At 68.0% G+C, this 16,315-nt stretch carries 15 protein-coding genes; 12 read left to right on the forward strand and 3 right to left on the reverse strand.

The window, feature by feature from the left end:
- Positions 1-57 precede the first annotated feature (57 nt).
- Together QZH52_RS36115 and QZH52_RS36120 are read left to right on the forward strand one after the other, a co-directional pair.
- Positions 58-756, forward strand: coding sequence for an HAD-IA family hydrolase (locus tag QZH52_RS36115; RefSeq protein ID WP_301816119.1), 699 nt, complete (start codon positions 58-60; stop codon positions 754-756).
- The gene (locus QZH52_RS36120) at positions 753-1,991 is read left to right on the forward strand and encodes a M20 aminoacylase family protein (RefSeq protein WP_301816120.1); all 1,239 of its coding nucleotides are present in this window, start codon (positions 753-755) and stop codon (positions 1,989-1,991) included. Before QZH52_RS36115 ends, QZH52_RS36120 begins: the two co-directional genes overlap by 4 nt.
- A 177-nt stretch (positions 1,992-2,168) precedes the next feature.
- Here the strand turns inward: QZH52_RS36120 and QZH52_RS36125 are convergent, their stop codons facing one another.
- From QZH52_RS36125 to QZH52_RS36135, 3 genes are all read right to left on the reverse strand, one after another.
- Positions 2,169-3,104 carry a 2-hydroxyacid dehydrogenase gene (locus QZH52_RS36125; RefSeq protein WP_301816121.1) on the reverse strand — a complete coding sequence of 312 codons (936 nt, stop codon included), beginning with the start codon at positions 3,102-3,104 and terminating at the stop codon, positions 2,169-2,171.
- A 5-nt stretch (positions 3,105-3,109) separates the two neighbouring features.
- Complete coding sequence (locus QZH52_RS36130) at positions 3,110-3,988, reverse strand: GNAT family N-acetyltransferase (protein ID WP_301816122.1); 879 nt, start codon at positions 3,986-3,988, stop codon at positions 3,110-3,112.
- Between the two features lie 246 nt (positions 3,989-4,234).
- Positions 4,235-4,489 (reverse strand): hypothetical protein, encoded by a 255-nt coding sequence (locus QZH52_RS36135; protein WP_301816123.1) that lies wholly within the window; start codon positions 4,487-4,489, stop codon positions 4,235-4,237.
- On the opposite strand from QZH52_RS36135, the gene QZH52_RS36140 reads away from it, so the two are divergent.
- The 10 genes from QZH52_RS36140 to QZH52_RS36185 all read left to right on the forward strand — a co-directional run bounded on the left by QZH52_RS36140 (position 4,488) and on the right by QZH52_RS36185 (position 16,308).
- The gene (locus tag QZH52_RS36140; RefSeq protein ID WP_301816124.1) at positions 4,488-4,844 is read left to right on the forward strand and encodes a cupin domain-containing protein; all 357 of its coding nucleotides are present in this window, start codon (positions 4,488-4,490) and stop codon (positions 4,842-4,844) included. The two genes, QZH52_RS36135 and QZH52_RS36140, sit on opposite strands and share 2 nt — an antisense overlap.
- A gap of 235 nt (positions 4,845-5,079) precedes the next feature.
- Positions 5,080-5,745 carry a haloacid dehalogenase type II gene (locus tag QZH52_RS36145; RefSeq protein WP_286538540.1) on the forward strand — a complete coding sequence of 222 codons (666 nt, stop codon included), beginning with the start codon at positions 5,080-5,082 and terminating at the stop codon, positions 5,743-5,745.
- Between the two features lie 22 nt (positions 5,746-5,767).
- Positions 5,768-7,060, forward strand: coding sequence for an NAD(P)/FAD-dependent oxidoreductase (locus QZH52_RS36150; RefSeq protein ID WP_301816125.1), 1,293 nt, complete (start codon positions 5,768-5,770; stop codon positions 7,058-7,060).
- Between the two features lie 50 nt (positions 7,061-7,110).
- Complete coding sequence (locus QZH52_RS36155; RefSeq protein ID WP_301816126.1) at positions 7,111-8,733, forward strand: ABC transporter substrate-binding protein; 1,623 nt, start codon at positions 7,111-7,113, stop codon at positions 8,731-8,733.
- 24 nt (positions 8,734-8,757) lie between these two features.
- Complete coding sequence (locus tag QZH52_RS36160) at positions 8,758-9,714, forward strand: ABC transporter permease (RefSeq protein WP_301816127.1); 957 nt, start codon at positions 8,758-8,760, stop codon at positions 9,712-9,714.
- 10 nt (positions 9,715-9,724) lie between these two features.
- Positions 9,725-10,630: an ABC transporter permease gene (locus QZH52_RS36165; RefSeq protein ID WP_301816128.1), complete on the forward strand. Its 906-nt coding sequence runs from the start codon at positions 9,725-9,727 to the stop codon at positions 10,628-10,630.
- Positions 10,630-12,258 (forward strand): ABC transporter ATP-binding protein, encoded by a 1,629-nt coding sequence (locus QZH52_RS36170; RefSeq protein WP_301816129.1) that lies wholly within the window; start codon positions 10,630-10,632, stop codon positions 12,256-12,258. The genes QZH52_RS36165 and QZH52_RS36170 overlap by 1 nt, the downstream gene beginning before the upstream one ends.
- A gap of 11 nt (positions 12,259-12,269) precedes the next feature.
- The gene (locus QZH52_RS36175; RefSeq protein WP_286538549.1) at positions 12,270-13,358 is read left to right on the forward strand and encodes a tartrate dehydrogenase; all 1,089 of its coding nucleotides are present in this window, start codon (positions 12,270-12,272) and stop codon (positions 13,356-13,358) included.
- Between the two features lie 22 nt (positions 13,359-13,380).
- Positions 13,381-14,850, forward strand: a complete 1,470-nt coding sequence (locus QZH52_RS36180; protein WP_301816130.1) for an NAD-dependent succinate-semialdehyde dehydrogenase — start codon at positions 13,381-13,383, stop codon at positions 14,848-14,850.
- A 123-nt stretch (positions 14,851-14,973) separates the two neighbouring features.
- Entirely contained in the window at positions 14,974-16,308 is a 1,335-nt protein-coding gene (locus QZH52_RS36185) for an NAD(P)/FAD-dependent oxidoreductase (protein ID WP_301816131.1), read from the forward strand.
- Positions 16,309-16,315 lie beyond the last annotated feature (7 nt).

The following is a 16,315-nucleotide window of genomic DNA, read 5'->3' on the forward strand; positions in this document are numbered from 1 at the left end:
AAGTCGGCCCCTATGCTCATAGCAACGGCATTGCCGTCATCACTGGAGCTCTTCACCATGTCCCTGCAAGATTTCAAGGTGCTCACCTTCGACGTCGTCGGCACGCTGATCGATTTCGAGGGCGGCATGCTCGCCTACCTGCGCTCCGCGGTGCCCGAGTCCCGGGTGACGGACGAGGATTTCCTCGCCGCCTACCGCCACGCGCGCGCCGACGGCACGGCCGGCTGGTACCCCGACGATCTCGCGCGCTGCTGGCATGCCATCGCACCGAAGCTGGGCCTGCCCGACACCGACGCACTCGCGCAGGGCCTGCGCGATTCGGTGGCGCAGTGGCCGGCGTTTCCCGATTCGGTGGACGCACTGAAGCGCCTGGCCAGGCGCTTCAAGCTGGTGACCATGACCAATGCGCAGCAATGGGCGCTGGCCCATTTCGACAAGACGCTGGGCTCTCCCTTCGACATGCTGCTCGCCTGCGACGACGCGCTGTGCGAGAAGCCCGATGCGCGCTACTTCGCCTACGCCCGCGGCCGCATCGAGGGCGCCTGGGGCTACAAGCAGGCGGACAACCTGCACGTCGCGCAAAGCCAGTACCACGACATCGGCATTTCCAAGCAGTTGGGCATCACCACCTGCTGGATCGAGCGCCGCCATGGACAGAAGGGTTCCGGCGGCACGCTCGAATCCGAACACACCCAGCCCGACTACCACTTCCACACGCTGGCCGAGCTGGCCGACGCCGTCGAGGCGGGGCGTTGACGCTGCACGCGATCGCCGCGCCGGTCGCCGACCTGTTGCCCGAACTGGTCGCGCTGCGTCGCGACCTGCACGCACATCCCGAGCTCGCGTTCGAGGAAAGGCGCACGGCGGCGCTCGTGGCGCAGGCGCTGCGGCTGCTCGGCCTCGAGGTCCATGAAGGCCTGGGCGGCACCGGCGTGGTCGGCACGCTCAGCTCCGGCAGCGGGACGCGCAGCGTCGGCCTGCGTGCCGACATGGATGCGCTGCCGATGGTCGAACTGGGGCGCGCCGCCCATGCCAGCCGCACGCAGGGCGTGCACCATGGATGCGGCCACGACGGCCACACCAGCATGCTGATCGGCGCCGCGCGCCAGCTGGCGCGCACGCGGCGCTTCGACGGCACGGTGCACTTCATCTTCCAGCCGGCCGAAGAAGGCAAGGGCGGCGCGCGAGCGATGATCGAGGACGGTCTGTTCGAGCGCTTCCCCTGCGACAGCGTCTATGCGCTCCACAACTGGCCCGACCTGCCCATCGGCCATGTACAGACGCGGGCCGGCCCGATCATGGCCGCGGCCGACCGCTTCGACATCGTGCTGCGCGGTCGCGGCGGCCATGCGGCGCAGCCGCATCACACACCGGACGCGATCCTCGCTGCCAGTCAGCTCGTTGCGCAGCTGCACACCATCGTTTCGCGCCGCATCGACCCGGGCGAATCGGCGGTGCTGTCGGTCACGCGCATCGAAGGCGGCCACAGCCACAACGTGCTGCCGGCCCAGGTGTCGATCACCGGCACCGTGCGCAGCTTAGATGCCGCATCGCAGGACCGCATCGAGGCGGCGCTGCGCGCCACTGTGGACGGCGTGGCGCTGGCCAGCGGCACGCAGGCGGAGGTGCGCTATGTGCGGTACTACCCGGCCACCGTCAACACGGCCACCGAGGCTGCGCTCGCGCTGGCCGCGGCCAAATCCATCGGCCTGCAGGCCGACATGGCGCCGCGCGCCGCCTTCACCTCGGAGGACTTCGCCTTCATGTTGAAACACCGGCCCGGCGCCTACCTATGGCTGGGCCAGGGCCGCGCCGATCCGGGGCCGGATGGCGAACGCGCGCTGCATCACCCTTGCTATGACTTCAACGACGATGCGTTGCCGCTGGGCGTGCGCTGGTTCTGCGAAGTGGCCGAGCGCGAGCTGGCACCCGTTGCCGACCCGGCATCCGCGCCTGCTCTGTCCGTCGTGATGGCAAGGTCCACATGTTGACGTTCGGATTGCGGCTGACCAGGCGAAAGTCCTCGATCGCGGCCTGCTCCACCACTCGGGTCGGCGGGCTGACGACCGCGTTGTTCAGGTTGAGCAGGGGTTCCTGCGCCGGATAGCGCTCGCGCACCTGCTCCCAGCGCTGCTCGCTCGTTGTCCCGTTGAGGTTCCTGCATCTTCTCAGTACCCCCGCGCGCGATCGACGAGGCCGATCATCGGTTCGCTGGCCTCGAAACGGCGCAGGTTGTCCAGCACGACCTCGGCCGCGCTCAAGGGCTGCGTCATGCTCGCGATGTGCGGCGTGAGCTGGACGTTCGGGTGGCGCCAGAACGCATGCGCCGGCGGCAGCGGCTCAGGCTCGGTCACGTCGAGCACGGCATCGCCGATCTGGCCGCTGGCCAATGCAGCCAGCAGATCGGTATCGATCAACTGCGGCCCGCGGCCGACATGCACGAGGCCCGCGCCTTCCGGCAGCATCGAGAACAGCCGCGCATCGAGAAAACCGCGCGTCGAATCGGTGAGCGGCAGCAGGCACACGAGGATCTCGGTACGCGCGAGGAAGGACGGCAGCTCGTCGGCACCCGCATGGCATTGCACGCCGTTGACTGCATGCCGAGAACGGCTCCACCCTGCGCAATCAAAGCCCAGGCCGACAAGCTGCGCCAGCACCGCCTGGCCCAGCGAGCCGAGCCCGAGCACGCCGACGCGCCGCTCGTCGGCGGACCGCACCGGCAGCGGGCTCCACTGGGCCTCCTGCTGCTGACGCCGGTAGCGCGGCATGTCGCGATGCAGGCCGAGCACCGCGTGCGTCACGTACTCGACCATGCCGCGCACGATGCCGGGCTCCACCATGCGCACCACCGGCAGTGCGGGGGGCAATGTCGCAAAGTCGAACTGGTCAACGCCGGCGCCGGAGGAGAACAGCACCTCGAGGTTCGGGAAGCGCTCGGCCAGGTCCTGTGGCGGTTCCCAGGCCGCAAGAAAGCGCACCTGCGCCGCATCGCCGACGTCGGGCCAGATGCGGAAGTCGATCTCGGGCGCGCGGCGCCGGAACACCTCGGCCCACTGGCGGCCGCGCACCGGATCTGATTTGTAGAGGAAGGTGGTCGTGCCCATTGCCATCAACCGATAGCTTGGGTCACGATCGCGAACATCTTCGGCCCGCCCGGCGGCTCGGCAAGCGGGGCACCGCGCACCATCGTCGTCGGGGCGTCCACGCACGGCAGGCCGATGCTTTCGAGCCATTCAGTCAGCCCGCTTGCGAAGTCGATGTCGATACGCGTGAAGTTGCCGGCGTTGAGTCCGGCGAGATGCGCGATCAGCGCCTTGGCGCCTTCGGCGTCGGGCGCGACGACCGGACCGATCGCGTGCCCGCGTCCGAAGCGCCGCAGCATCGCGAAGCCCAGCGGCTCGTTGTCGTGATCGAGCACCACGCAGGCATCCGCGCCGGCGAGCAGGTCAGCGATCAACGCATCGCGCGGCATGCCGCGCGCCGCCGCGTCGAGCGCCTGCAGACCTGCAGCCTCATGGAGTCCGGCAGGCCGCAGCCGCCAGCCGGGCTTGAGCGCGATCATCGGTGCCGACTCCGCGATGCCTTGGTGCTGCCGCAGTTCGCCGGTGCGCACGAAGCCCAGCCGCTCGTACAGTCCGCGGCCTTCCGGGGTGGCGTGCAGCAGCACGGTGTGTTCGTCGAGGCCCTCGAGCAGCGCGCTCATCAACCGTTGCCCGATGCGTCGTCCCTGGCAGGCCGGCGCCACGATCACGAGGCCGATGGTGGCGTGGTGCGCGCCCCAGCGCCAGCGCTGCGCGGTGGCAACGATGGCGCCGTCGCGCTCGACGACGAAGCCTTCGGCATGCGCGAACGCCTGCGCCCAGTCCGTCAGACGGTGCGGCCAGCGCAGCTGCGCCGACAGCGCGTGCGCAACTGGCAAGTCGCCGGTCGTCATCGGTCTCAGCACCATTTCGTCTGTGGTGGGTGCATCCAGGGTGCGATCAGGCATCGGAGAGGCTCTTTCTGCAAAGGAGAAACGCCTTCATCTTGGACGAATTTGACGGCCTGCACCAGACCGAATTCGCACTCTCAAGCAACTCGCAAGCTTCGCCTGCAAAGCGTGCGTGTTTTGCAATTCGCTGCGGCAGCGGGCCCGCTTACGCATACAAATGCTGAGCCCCCTGGCGTCGATCGGCATCCAAAGCCTCGACCCGAACTTGAAGATGCCTGATTCTGATCGCAACAAGATCTCCGTTCAGAAGCGACATTTCATCGGGGTGTGCCGGTCGATGGCGAGGGTCACCGACATTGGCCCGGCGTTGGCGGCAGGCAACGACTTCTCGAATTGATCGCCGAGTCTCACGCATTGCCCGCGCGGAGCAGATTGCGCTTCGCCGCGCAGCCAATCGGCATTTGCCACCGTTTTCGGCATCTGCTTCGGCACCCACGCGAGAACGCCCAAACTTAGCATCAGGGTCGTGTTCCACCCTCCTGAGAGTCCACTTTTCATGTCAAAGAATCTGCTCATCGACTTCAACTTCGATCAACTCGGCGAACCGCGTGAGTACCGGCCGCCCGCTGAACGCGCCATAGAAGGCGACATCGTGTGCCGCAACTGGGATGTCGACAGCGCCAAGGACGACAAGGTGCGCGCTGGCGTGTGGGAGTCGACGCCCGGCGTCAACCGCTCCATCAAGGGCGAGACCTGGGAGTTCTGCCTGATCCTGTCCGGCGTGGTCGAGCTCACCGAGGACGGACAGCGCCCGGTCACATACAAGGCCGGGGACTGCTTCATCATGAAGCCCGGCTACACCGGCACCTGGCGCACCCTCGAGACCGTGCGCAAAGTGTGGATCATGGCCTGAGCATGACCCAGCCTGCCGCTTCAAAAACGTGCGCATCGCCTTCGCAGCGACGCACCGAGGTGCGTCGCTGCACGCGCAAGGGGCAGACCGCACGGGATGCCGCGGCACCCCCTCCAAACCGCAGTTTTCGTGTGCCAGACGCCCAATTTCCCTACGGCCTCAGCGCTTGTGCGTGCTGCAATCACGTCGTCATCAGTTCGCCTCATTTACATCTGTCATTTAAGGAATAGAGACCATGACCTTCCGTCCCAAGTACATCACCTTCGACTGCTATGGCACCCTCACGCGCTTTCGCATGGGCGACTTGGCGCGCGACATGTTCGCCGACCGCATCCCGGCCGAACGCATGGAGCAGTTCGTCGCCGACTTCAGCGCCTACCGCTTCGACGAGGTGCTGGGCGACTGGCAGCCCTACGACGTGGTGCTGAAGAACGCGGTGCGCCGCCTGTGCAAGAAGTGGAAGATCCAGTACCTCGACCATGAGGCGCAGAAGTACTATGACGCGGTGCCGACCTGGGGCCCACATGACGACGTCCCTGCCGGCCTTGCAAAGGTCGCCAGGGAGATCCCGCTGGTGATCATGTCGAACGCCTCGGACAGCCAGATCCAGAAGAACGTCGCCATGCTCGGCGCGCCCTTCCATCGCGTCTACACCGCGCAGCAGGCCCAGGCGTACAAGCCGCGCCTGCAGGCCTTCGAATACATGCTCGATTCGCTGGGCTGCAACCCCGAGGACGTGCTGCACGTGTCCTCCAGCCTGCGCTACGACTTGATGTCAGCGGACGACCTGGGCATCGTCAACAAGGTCTTCGTCAATCGCGGCCACGGCCCGGGCAACCCGGCCTACCGCTACGTCGAGATCAAGGACATTGGCGGCCTCCCCGGCGTGGTCGGTCTCTGATCCGTTGCAAGCACCGCACGCCATGAAGCTTGAATCCTATTGGACCGATTCGGCGCCCGCCTTCGTCTCGCGCTCGTGCGAGCTGCCGGCGCAGGTGGATGTCGCCATCGTGGGCGGCGGCTTCACCGGCCTCTCGGCGGCGCTGGCGCTGACGAGGCGCGGCGCCAAGGTGGCGGTGCTGGAGGCCGGCGAGCGCGTAGCGGCCGAAGCCTCGGGGCGCAACGGCGGGCATGTCAACAATGGGCTCGCCCAGGACTACGCTGAAGTGGCCGCCAAGGTCGGCGTCGAGCGCGCCCGAGGCTGGTACCACGCCTACGACGAAGCCGTGGACACGGTTGAGCGGATTGTGCGCGAGGAGGCTATCGCCTGCGACTTCCTGCGCCACGGAAAGCTCAAGCTCGCCACGCGGCCGAGCCAGATGGACGCACTGGAGCGTAGCGCCGAGCGCCTGATCGGTGACGGCGTTGACACCGATGTCCAGGTGCTCGACGCGGCTACCGTACGCGCCGAAGTGCAGAGCGACCAGTTCCACGGTGGCCTGCTCTACAAGCGCAGCGGGCAGATGCACATGGGCCGCTTCGCCCAAGGGTTGGCAGCGGCGGCCGAGCGCAGCGGTGCGCAAATCCACACCGGCACGAACGTGCAGCGCATCGAACGCCTGGGCCAGGGCCACGCGCACAAGCTGCACACCGGCCGCGGCACCGTCGCCGCACAGCAGGTGCTGCTGGCCACCGGGGCGACGCGCCACGGCGGCTACGGCAGCTTCGGCTGGCTGCGCCGGCGTATCGTGCCGATCGGAAGCTTCATCGTGGTCACCGAGCCACTGGGCGCCGAGCGCGCGCAGGCCCTGCTGGCCGCACGGCGTACTTACACCACGGTGGCCAACATCCACCACTACTTCCGGCTCACCCCGGACCACCGGCTGGTGTTCGGCGGGCGTGCGCGCTTCGCGATCTCCAGCCCGCAGTCGGATGCCGCCAGCGGCGAGATCCTGCGCGCCGGGCTGGCCCAGATTTTCCCGCAGCTCGGCGCCGTGCGGCTGGACTACTGCTGGGGCGGCCTGGTCGACATGACGCAGGACCGTCTGCCCCACGCCGGCGAGCGCGAGGGCCTCTACTACGCGATGGGCTACAGCGGCCATGGCACACAGATGTCGGTCCACATGGGCCAGCGGATGGCGGCCGTGATGGGCGGCGATGCGCTTGCCAACCCCTGGCAAGGCCGCGACTGGCCTGCCATCCCTGGCCACTTCGGCCCGCCGTGGTTCCTGCCGGCGATCGGCCTTTACTACACGCTCAAGGACAGGCTGGCCTGAGCGCCCTAGCTACCACCTTTCTTCATCGATCCACCAAGAGGAGCAACCCCATGAACAGCACCAGCAACACGAGCTTCGAGAAGCTCGTCGGTCCCGCCGAGAGCCTTCGCGTGATGGAGTCGCTCAAGCGCGGCGCCACGCGGCGCGACATCCTCGCGATGCTGATGGCGGGCGGCATGCAGGCCACGCTGGCCGGTGGCATCGCAGGCGCGGCGATGAGCGCCCATGCGCAGACGCCGAAGAAGGGCGGCCGCATCCGCGTCGCAGGCGCCACTGCCGCCGCCACCGACACGCTCGACCCGGCCAAGCAGTCGAATCAGACCGACTACTCGCGCTGCAACATGATCTACAACGGGTTGACATCGCTGGACGGCAGCCTGACGCCGCAGCCCGCGCTCGCCGAATCGTTCACCACCAAGGATGCCAAGACCTGGGTTTTCACGCTCCGCAAGGGCGTCACCTTCCACGACGGCAAGGCGCTGTCGCCGGCCGACGTCGTGTTCTCGGTGATGCGCCACAGGGACCCGGCCACCGCTTCCAAGGCCAAGGTGCTCGCCGACCAGATCGACAGCGCCAAGGCCACCGGCCCCAACGAAGTGACCTTCGTGCTCAGCGCCCCGAACGCCGACCTGCCGGTCATCCTCGGCACCTCCCACTTCCAAATCGTCAAGGAAGGCACCACCGACTTCAACGCCGGCATCGGCACCGGCCCCTACAAGCTCAAGGAGTTCAAGCCCGGCGTGCGCTCGCTGATGGTGCGCAACGACGCCTACTGGAAGCCCGGCAAGCCCTACCTCGACGAGATCGAATTCGTCGGCATTGGCGACGAAACCGCACGCGTCAACGCGCTGCTGTCAGGCGGAATGGACCTGGTGGGGTCGGTCAATCCGCGCTCGGTCGAGCGCGTGAAGGGTACGCCCGGCTTTGGGATCTTCGTTACCCAGTCCGGTCAGTACTCAGACCTCGTGATGCGCAAGGACGTAGGTCCCGGCGCCAACCCGGATTTCGTGCTTGGGATGAAGTACCTCTTCGACCGCGAGCAAATGAAGAAAACCATCGCGCTCGACTACGCCGTGGTCGGCAACGACCAGCCGATCGATCCGACCAACCGCTTTCATTTTGCCGGCCTGCCGCAGCGGCCCTTCGACCTTGACAAGGCAAAGTTCCACCTGCAGAAGTCCGGCGTTACGGGCAAGGTGCCGATGGTGGCATCGCCCGCGGCGCTGTACTCGGTGGAGATGGCGCTGTTGCTGCAGCAGACGGCCCAGCGCGCCGGGCTGGAAATCGACATCAAGCGCATGCCGGCCGACGGCTACTGGTCGAACCACTGGCTCAACAGCCAAGTCGGCTTCGGCAATGTGAACCCGCGCCCGAGCGCCGACGTGCTGCTGACGCAGTTCTTCCAGTCGGGAGCGGCGTGGAACGAGTCGCGCTGGAAGAGCGAGAAGTTCGATCAGTTGCTGCTGGCGTCGCGCGCCGAGACGGACCTGGCCAAGCGCAAGCAGATGTACGCCGACATGCAGACCATGATTCACCAGGATGCCGGCATCGGCATCCCGCTGTTTCTCGCCAGCATCGACGGCCACACTTCCAAGCTCAAGGGTCTGGCGCCGATCCCCCTGGGCGGCCTCATGGGCTACAACTTTGCCGAGAACGTCTGGCTCGAGGCCTGATCTGCAAGCGCCGGAGGATTCCCCATGAACCACGTGATTCTGAAGCTCCTCGGCCAGCGCATCGCGTTGGCGTTGCTTTCGCTGCTCGCAGTGTCGGTCATCGTCTTCTCGATCACGGCGGTACTGCCGGGCGATGCGGCGCAGGAGCAACTAGGCCAGGACGCCACGCCGGAGGCAGTTGCGGCGCTGCGAGCCCAGATGGGTCTGGACGTGCCGGCGCCCCAGCGCTACGCGAAGTGGCTGCTCGGCATGGTGAAGGGCGATCCCGGCCTCTCGGCCACCACGCAGATGCCGGTGGCCGAGCTGGTCGCCAGCCGCCTGCCCAACTCTCTGTTGCTGGCTGCGGTGACCGCGCTGTTCTCCGTGCCGATCGCACTGGCACTCGGCATCGCCTCGGCGGTCTGGCGCGGCTCCTGGTTCGACCGGGCGGTCTCGACGACGGCCGTTGGCGTGGTGTCGGTACCGGAATTCCTGGTCGCGACGCTGGCGGTGCTGGTGTTCGCCGTCAAGCTGCGGTGGCTGCCGGCGCTGTCCTTCGTGAACGACATCGAGTCGATCGGGCAGATGCTGCGCGCCTTTGCCATGCCGGTGATGGTGCTGTGCTGCGTGATCGTCGCACAGATGATGCGCATGACCCGCGCGGCTGTCATCGACCAGCTCGAGGCGCCTTACATCGAGATGGTGCGGCTCAAAGGCGCCTCGCCGATACGCATGGTGCTGGCGCATGCGCTGCCCAATGCGGTGGGACCGATCGCCAACGCCGTGGCGCTGAGCCTGTCGTACCTGCTGGGCGGCGTGATCATCGTCGAGACCATCTTCAACTACCCCGGCATTGCCAAGCTGATGGTCGACGGGGTCTCGCAGCGCGACATGCCGCTGGTGCAGACCTGCGCCATGATCTTCTGCTGCGCTTACCTGATCCTGGTGACGACGGCCGACATCTGCGGCATCGTCGCCAACCCGCGGCTGCGGCACCGTTGAGGAACGCACCATGGAAACGACCACCCCTGCAACAGTCGTGAGCGCCACGGCTTCCCTGGCGGCAGCGTTGCCAGATCGCCGGAGCGGCCCTCTGCGCTGGCTCGCCGGCTTCGGGCCATCCGGGCTCCTGGGCCTCGCGGTGCTGCTGTTCTGGCTGCTCGCGGCGCTGCTCGGCCCCTGGCTACTCTCGCACGGCACGGCGGCCACGGGCACCTCGAACGTCTTCGCGCCGATCAGCGCGGCGCACTGGCTGGGGACCGACTACCTCGGCCGCGACATGCTGGCGCTCATCATCGAGGGGGCGCGCTACACGATCGGCGTCGCGCTGCTGGCCACCGTGCTGGCCAGCGGTACCGGCATCACGCTGGCGCTGCTGGCCGCGGCCAGCGGCCGCTGGATCGATGCGGTGCTGAGTCGCGGCCTGGACACGCTGACCGCGATCCCGAGCAAGATGTTCGCGCTCATCATGGTGGCGGGCTTCGGCTCCTCGGTGCCGATGCTGGTGGTCACGGCGGGCATCATCTACGTGCCGGGCGCCTACCGCATGGCGCGCTCGCTGGCCGTCAACATCAATGCGCTCGACTACGTGACCGTGGCGCGCACCCGCGGCGAAGGCACGCTGTACATCATGCTGCGCGAGATCCTGCCCAACATCCTGGGGCCGATGCTGGCCGACCTCGGCCTGCGCTTCGTCTACGTCGTGCTGCTGCTGGCCAGCCTGAGCTTCCTCGGCCTGGGCATTCAGCCGCCTGCAGCCGACTGGGGCTCGCTGGTGCGCGAGAACATTGGCGCCCTGGCCATGGGCGGGGCCTCGGTGATCGTGCCGGCGCTGGCCATCGCGAGCCTGACCATCGCGGTCAACCTCGTCATCGACAACCTGCCGGGCCGCACCGCCCGGGAACGAGGAGCACGCTGATGGGCGCACCACTCATTGTCCAGGGCCTCAGCATCTCGGCCGGCGCGAACACGCTGGTCGACAACCTGAGCTTCTCCGTGCAGCCCGGCGAGGTGCTGGCGCTGATCGGCGAGTCGGGTTCCGGCAAGACCACCACCGCGCTGGCACTGATGGGCTATGCGCGCCACGGCTGCCGCATCTCGGCGGGCCGCGTGCAGATCGGCGACACCGACGTGCTGGTGCTCGATGCGCCTCGGCAGCGCGCGCTGCGCGGCCGCACGGTTTCCTACATCGCGCAGAGCGCGGCCGCCTCCTTCAATCCCTCGCGCACGATCATGGACCAAGTGATCGAGCCGACCGTCATTCACGGCCTGTGCAAGCGGGCCGAGGCCGAGGCGAGGGCCGTGCAGCTGTTTCGCGAGCTGGCACTGCCCGATCCGGAGACCATCGGCGATCGCTATCCGCACCAGGTCTCCGGCGGCCAGTTGCAGCGGCTGATGGCCGCCATGGCACTGATCGGCGACCCCGAGCTCGTGATCCTCGACGAGCCGACCACCGCGCTCGACGTGACGACGCAGATCGAGGTGCTGCGCGCCTTCCGCCGCGTGGTGCGCGATCGCCGCGCCACCGCGGTGTATGTGAGCCACGACCTGGCCGTGGTGGCGCAGATGGCGGACCATATCCTGGTGCTGCGCGACGGAAAGATGCGCGAGCTGAACGCGACCGGGCAGATTCTCTCGGCACCGGAGGACGATTACACGAAGTGCCTGCTGGCCGCGGCGCGGCCGGTGCCGCGCGCGTCGGCCAAGGCAGCCAACGACGATCCCGAGTTGTTGCTCCATGTGCAGCAGCTCTCGGCTGGCTACGGTCCCGTGGATGCGCAGGGACGTCCAGCGACGCCGATCCTGCAGGACATCGACCTCAAGCTCCACCGCGGCCAGGCGATCGGCGTGATCGGCGAGTCCGGCTCCGGCAAGACCACGCTGGCGCGGGCCGTGGCCGGCCTGATCAAGCCCAGCCACGGCAGCGTGCTGTTCCGCGGCCACGAACTCAAGCCGACGCTGCAGCAGCGCGACCGGGACGAGCTGCGCCGCATCCAGATCGTGTTCCAGATGGCCGACACGGCGCTGAACCCGTCGCAGACCATCGAGCGCATCCTGGCGCGGCCGCTCCAGTTCTACAAGGGCCTGCGCGGCGAGCCGCTCAAGCGCCGCATCCGCGAATTGCTGGATCTCGTGAAGTTGCCGCAGACGGTCGCCGGGCGCCTGCCGGGCGGCCTCTCGGGCGGGCAGAAGCAGCGCGTGAACCTCGCGCGCGCGCTCGCGGCCGACCCCGACCTGATCCTCTGCGACGAGGTGACCTCCGCGCTCGACACCGTGGTCGCCGCGGCGGTGCTCGAACTGCTGGCCGAGCTGCGGCGCGAGCTCGGCGTGTCCTACTTGTTCATCAGCCACGACCTGCACACGGTGCGCGCGGTGTGCGACGAGATCGTGGTGATGCAGCATGGCCGCAAGCTGGCGCAGGTGGCACGCCGCGACTACGAGCGCGGGCCGCACCACCCCTACTACGAACTGCTGGCCCGATCGGTTCCCGAACTGCGCCAGGGCTGGCTCGACGACATGGACCGCACGGCGGCGGGAGCAACATGAGGAAAACCGAAATGACCCCCACCTTCCGCATCGCGCTGATCGCCGGCGACGGCATCGGCAAGGAAGTGATGCCCGAGGGCCTGCGCGTGGTGCAAGCCGCAGCGGCGCGCTTTGGCTTCGAGCTCGACTGCCGCGTCATCGACTGGGCCAGCTGCGATTACCACGCCGAGCACGGCCAGATGATGCCGGACGACTGGAAGGCGGAGCTGAAGGGCGTCGACGCGCTGTACTTCGGCGCCGTCGGCTGGCCCGCAACCGTGCCCGACCACGTGTCGCTGTGGGGCTCGCTGCTCAAGTTCCGCCGCGAGTTCGACCAGTACATCAACCTGCGCCCGGTGCGCCTGTTCGAAGGCGTGCCGTGCCCGCTGGCCGGCCGCCAGCCCGGTGACATCGACTACCTCGTGGTGCGCGAGAACACCGAGGGCGAATACACCTCGCTCGGCGGCGTGATGTACGAAGGCACCGAGCGCGAGATCGTGATCCAGGAATCGGTCTTCTCGCGCCACGGCACCGACCGCGTGCTGAAGTACGCCTACGAACTCGCGCAGGCGCGCAAGAGAAAACACCTGACGGTGGCCACAAAGAGCAACGGCATCGCGATCAGCATGCCTTGGTGGGACGGGCGCGCCGACGCGATCGGCCAGGACTACCCCGACGTGAAGGTCGACAAGCAGCACATCGACATCCTGTCGGCGCGTTTCGTGCTGCAGCCGACGCGCTTCGACGTGGTGGTGGCGAGCAACCTGTTCGGCGACATCCTGTCCGACCTGGGGCCCGCGACCACCGGCACCATCGGACTGGCGCCGTCGGCCAACCTCAACCCCGAGCGCAAGTTCCCGTCGCTGTTCGAGCCTGTGCACGGCTCGGCACCGGACATCTACGGCCAGAACATTGCCAATCCCATCGCCATGATTTGGTCGGGCGCGCTGATGCTGGACTTTCTCACCCAAGGCCAGGGCGCGGGCCGCGCCGCGCACGACGCGATCCTCGGCGCCATCGAGGCGGTGTTGCGCGAGGGCCCACACACGCGCGACCTCGGCGGCACGGCATCCACCACCGAGCTCGGCATGGCCATCGCCGAGCGCGTGGCCGCAAACTGACAACCCCTGAATGACAAACACCATGACACTGACCCTCGAACGCCAGGACCTGATGCCCGGACGCCAGTTGATCGGCGCCGAATGGCGTGACGCGAGCGATGCGCGCCGCCTTGATGTGAGCGACCCTGCCACCGACGCCGTCTTCGCGAGCGTGCCCGACGGTAGCGCGGCCGATGCGCACGCGGCCGTCGACGCCGCGCATGCCGCCTTTCCGGCGTGGCGCGCCGTGCCGGCCAAGCAGCGCGCCCAGATCATCAAACGCTGGAACGACCTGGTGTTGGCGCACCAGGAGGATCTGGGCCGGCTGATCTCGCGCGAACAGGGCAAGCCGTTGGCCGAGGGCCGCGGCGAGGTGGCCTATGCCGCCAGCTACATCGAGTGGTTCGCCGAGGAGGCGACGCGCGCCAACGGCGACATCATTCCCGCTCCGGTGCCGGGCCGGCGCATGTTCGCGCTGAAGGAGCCGGTCGGCGTGGTCGCCGCCATCACGCCGTGGAACTTCCCGGCTGCCATGATTGCGCGAAAGATCGCGCCGGCCCTCGCCGCCGGCTGCACCGTGGTGTTCAAGCCGGCCGAGGACACGCCGCTCACTTCGCTTGCGCTCGTCAAGCTCGCTCAGGAGGCCGGCGTGCCCCCGGGCGTCATCAACATCGTCACCGCCTCGCGCGAGCGCACGCCCGAAGTGGTGGATGTGTGGCTGGACGACCCGCGCGTGCGCAAGATCACCTTCACCGGCTCCACGCCGGTAGGCCAGCACCTGGCGCGCCGGTCGGCTGACACACTGAAGAAGCTCTCGCTCGAGCTCGGCGGCAATGCGCCTTTCATCGTCTTCGAGGACGCCGACATCGATGCGGCCGTCGAAGGCCTGATGGCGGCCAAGTTCCGCAACGGCGGGCAGACCTGCGTCTCCCCCAACCGCGTGTTCGTGCACGAACGTCTGCATGACGCCTTCGCCGACAAGCTGGCCGGGCGCGTCGGCGCGCTCCAGGTAGGCCCGGCTAGCGACACAGCCTCGCAGATCGGTCCGATGATCAATGCCCGCGCGGTCGAGAAGATCGAGCGCCACGTACAGGACGCGGTCGCCAAGGGCGCCAAAGTGCTCGCCGGCGGAAGGCGTCTTGTCGATCTGGGCCCGAACTATTACGCGCCCACGGTGCTGGTGAACGCCGACTCCAGCATGGCGTGCAGCTGCGAGGAGACCTTCGGGCCGGTGGTGCCGATCACGCGCTTCGACAGCGAGGCCGAGGTGATCGCGGCGGCCAACGACACGCCCTTTGGCCTGGCGGCGTACTTCTACTCGCAGGACGTGCGCCGCATCTGGCGCGTGGCCGGGGCGCTGGAGACAGGCATCGTCGGTATCAACGAAGGCGCGCTCGCGGCGGAGGCTGCCCCCTTCGGCGGCGTCAAGGCCTCTGGCTACGGTCGCGAGGGCTCGGTGCACGGTCTCGATGACTATCTGCACATCAAGTACCTGTGCCAGGGGCAGCTGTAGGAGCGCTCGGTCACGGCCTGGAGTGCTGGTGCGCCTCCACGAAGTGGCCGTGCCTGGCGGACTCATCGCTCGTCGCGGCCCAGCCGCACTGAAGCGCCCCCGCGCGTGTACGAGCAGTCAACCATGAACAGCCCTTTGTCCAAGCACCGAGTCGTCATCGTGGGCGGCGGCGCCGGCGGGCTGGAACTGGCCACGCGCCTCCGCGATATGCGGGTCTTGCGCGGCGTGGCGAACATCACGCTCGTCGACATGCACCGTACCCATGTGTGGAAGCCCAAGCTGCACGAGATCGCGTCGGGCAGCATGGACATGGGCGCACACGAGGTTGACTACCTCGCGCAGGCGCACTGGCACCGCTTCCGATTTCAGCTCGGTGAGCTCACCGGCATCGACCGCGAAAGGCGCGAGGTGCATGTCGCGGCTTACCTGGACGACGAGGGCCGCCTGGTCACGCCTGCGCGCGCCTTCGGCTACGACACGCTGGTGGTCGCCATCGGCAGCCTCAGCAACGACTTCGGCACACCCGGCGTGCGCGAGCATGCGCTGCGGCTCGAGTCGAAGGCGGATGCGCAGCGCTTTCACCAGCGGATGGTCAACGCCTGCATCCGCGCGCATGCGCAGACCACGCCGCTCAGACCCGAGCAGCTGCACGTGGCGATCATCGGCGCGGGCGCCACCGGCGTGGAGCTGGCCGCCGAGCTGCATCGCACCACGCGCGAGGTCGTGGCCTACGGGCTCGATCGCGTGGACGCCGAGAAGGATATCCAGGTCAGCGTGATCGATGCCGCCGATCGCGTCCTGCCCGCGCTGCCGCCGCGCATGTCGGCGGCCACCGAGGCGCTGCTGCGCAAGCTGGGCGTGGACGTACACACCTCGGCCAAGGTGGCCGAGGTGCTGCCCGAGGGCGTGCGCCTGGCCGATGGCCGCACGCTGCCGGCCGAGCTGGTGGTGTGGGCCGCGGGCGTGAAGGCGGCGGATTTCATGAAGGACATTGCGGGACTCGAAACCAACCGCAGCAACCAGCTCGCAGTGCTGCCGACCCTGCAGACCACGCGGGACGCCGACATCTTCGCCATCGGCGACTGCGCGGCCTGCGATTGGCCCGAGGCCAACGGCGGCAAGGGCGGTTTGGTGCCGCCGCGCGCGCAGGCAGCGCACCAGCAGGCCTCGCACGTCGCGGCGCAGATCCGCCGGCGCCTGGCGGGCAAGGCGCTCAAGCCCTACCGCTACCGCGACTTCGGCTCGCTGGTCTCGCTCGGCGAGTACAGCACGGTCGGCAACATGATGGGCGGCCTGATCGGCGGCAGTCTGATGATCGAAGGCGCCTTCGCGCGGCTGATGTACATGTCGCTCTACAAGATGCACGAGCTCGCGCTGCACGGCGTGGTCAAGGTCTCGCTCGACACGCTCGCCCGGCTCATCACGCGGCGCACCGAACCGCACGTGAAGCTTCATTGAGGCGTTG

Source organism: Variovorax ginsengisoli, assembly GCF_030486595.1.
Taxonomy (GTDB): Bacteria; Pseudomonadota; Gammaproteobacteria; order Burkholderiales; family Burkholderiaceae_C; genus Variovorax; species Variovorax ginsengisoli_B.

What these genes read in the sequence shown, in the direction of transcription:
- QZH52_RS36115 (WP_301816119.1), top strand. Translation starts at nt 58, where the DNA reads ATGTCCCTGCAAGATTTCAAGGTGCTCACCTTCGACGTCGTCGGCACG.
- QZH52_RS36125 (WP_301816121.1), bottom strand. Translation starts at nt 3,104, where the DNA reads ATGGGCACGACCACCTTCCTCTACAAATCAGATCCGGTGCGCGGCCGC.
- QZH52_RS36130 (WP_301816122.1), bottom strand. Translation starts at nt 3,988, where the DNA reads ATGCCTGATCGCACCCTGGATGCACCCACCACAGACGAAATGGTGCTG.
- QZH52_RS36140 (WP_301816124.1), top strand. Translation starts at nt 4,488, where the DNA reads ATGTCAAAGAATCTGCTCATCGACTTCAACTTCGATCAACTCGGCGAA.
- QZH52_RS36135 (WP_301816123.1), bottom strand. Translation starts at nt 4,489, where the DNA reads ATGAAAAGTGGACTCTCAGGAGGGTGGAACACGACCCTGATGCTAAGT.
- QZH52_RS36145 (WP_286538540.1), top strand. Translation starts at nt 5,080, where the DNA reads ATGACCTTCCGTCCCAAGTACATCACCTTCGACTGCTATGGCACCCTC.
- QZH52_RS36150 (WP_301816125.1), top strand. Translation starts at nt 5,768, where the DNA reads ATGAAGCTTGAATCCTATTGGACCGATTCGGCGCCCGCCTTCGTCTCG.
- QZH52_RS36155 (WP_301816126.1), top strand. Translation starts at nt 7,111, where the DNA reads ATGAACAGCACCAGCAACACGAGCTTCGAGAAGCTCGTCGGTCCCGCC.
- QZH52_RS36160 (WP_301816127.1), top strand. Translation starts at nt 8,758, where the DNA reads ATGAACCACGTGATTCTGAAGCTCCTCGGCCAGCGCATCGCGTTGGCG.
- QZH52_RS36165 (WP_301816128.1), top strand. Translation starts at nt 9,725, where the DNA reads ATGGAAACGACCACCCCTGCAACAGTCGTGAGCGCCACGGCTTCCCTG.
- QZH52_RS36170 (WP_301816129.1), top strand. Translation starts at nt 10,630, where the DNA reads ATGGGCGCACCACTCATTGTCCAGGGCCTCAGCATCTCGGCCGGCGCG.
- QZH52_RS36175 (WP_286538549.1), top strand. Translation starts at nt 12,270, where the DNA reads ATGACCCCCACCTTCCGCATCGCGCTGATCGCCGGCGACGGCATCGGC.
- QZH52_RS36180 (WP_301816130.1), top strand. Translation starts at nt 13,381, where the DNA reads ATGACACTGACCCTCGAACGCCAGGACCTGATGCCCGGACGCCAGTTG.
- QZH52_RS36185 (WP_301816131.1), top strand. Translation starts at nt 14,974, where the DNA reads ATGAACAGCCCTTTGTCCAAGCACCGAGTCGTCATCGTGGGCGGCGGC.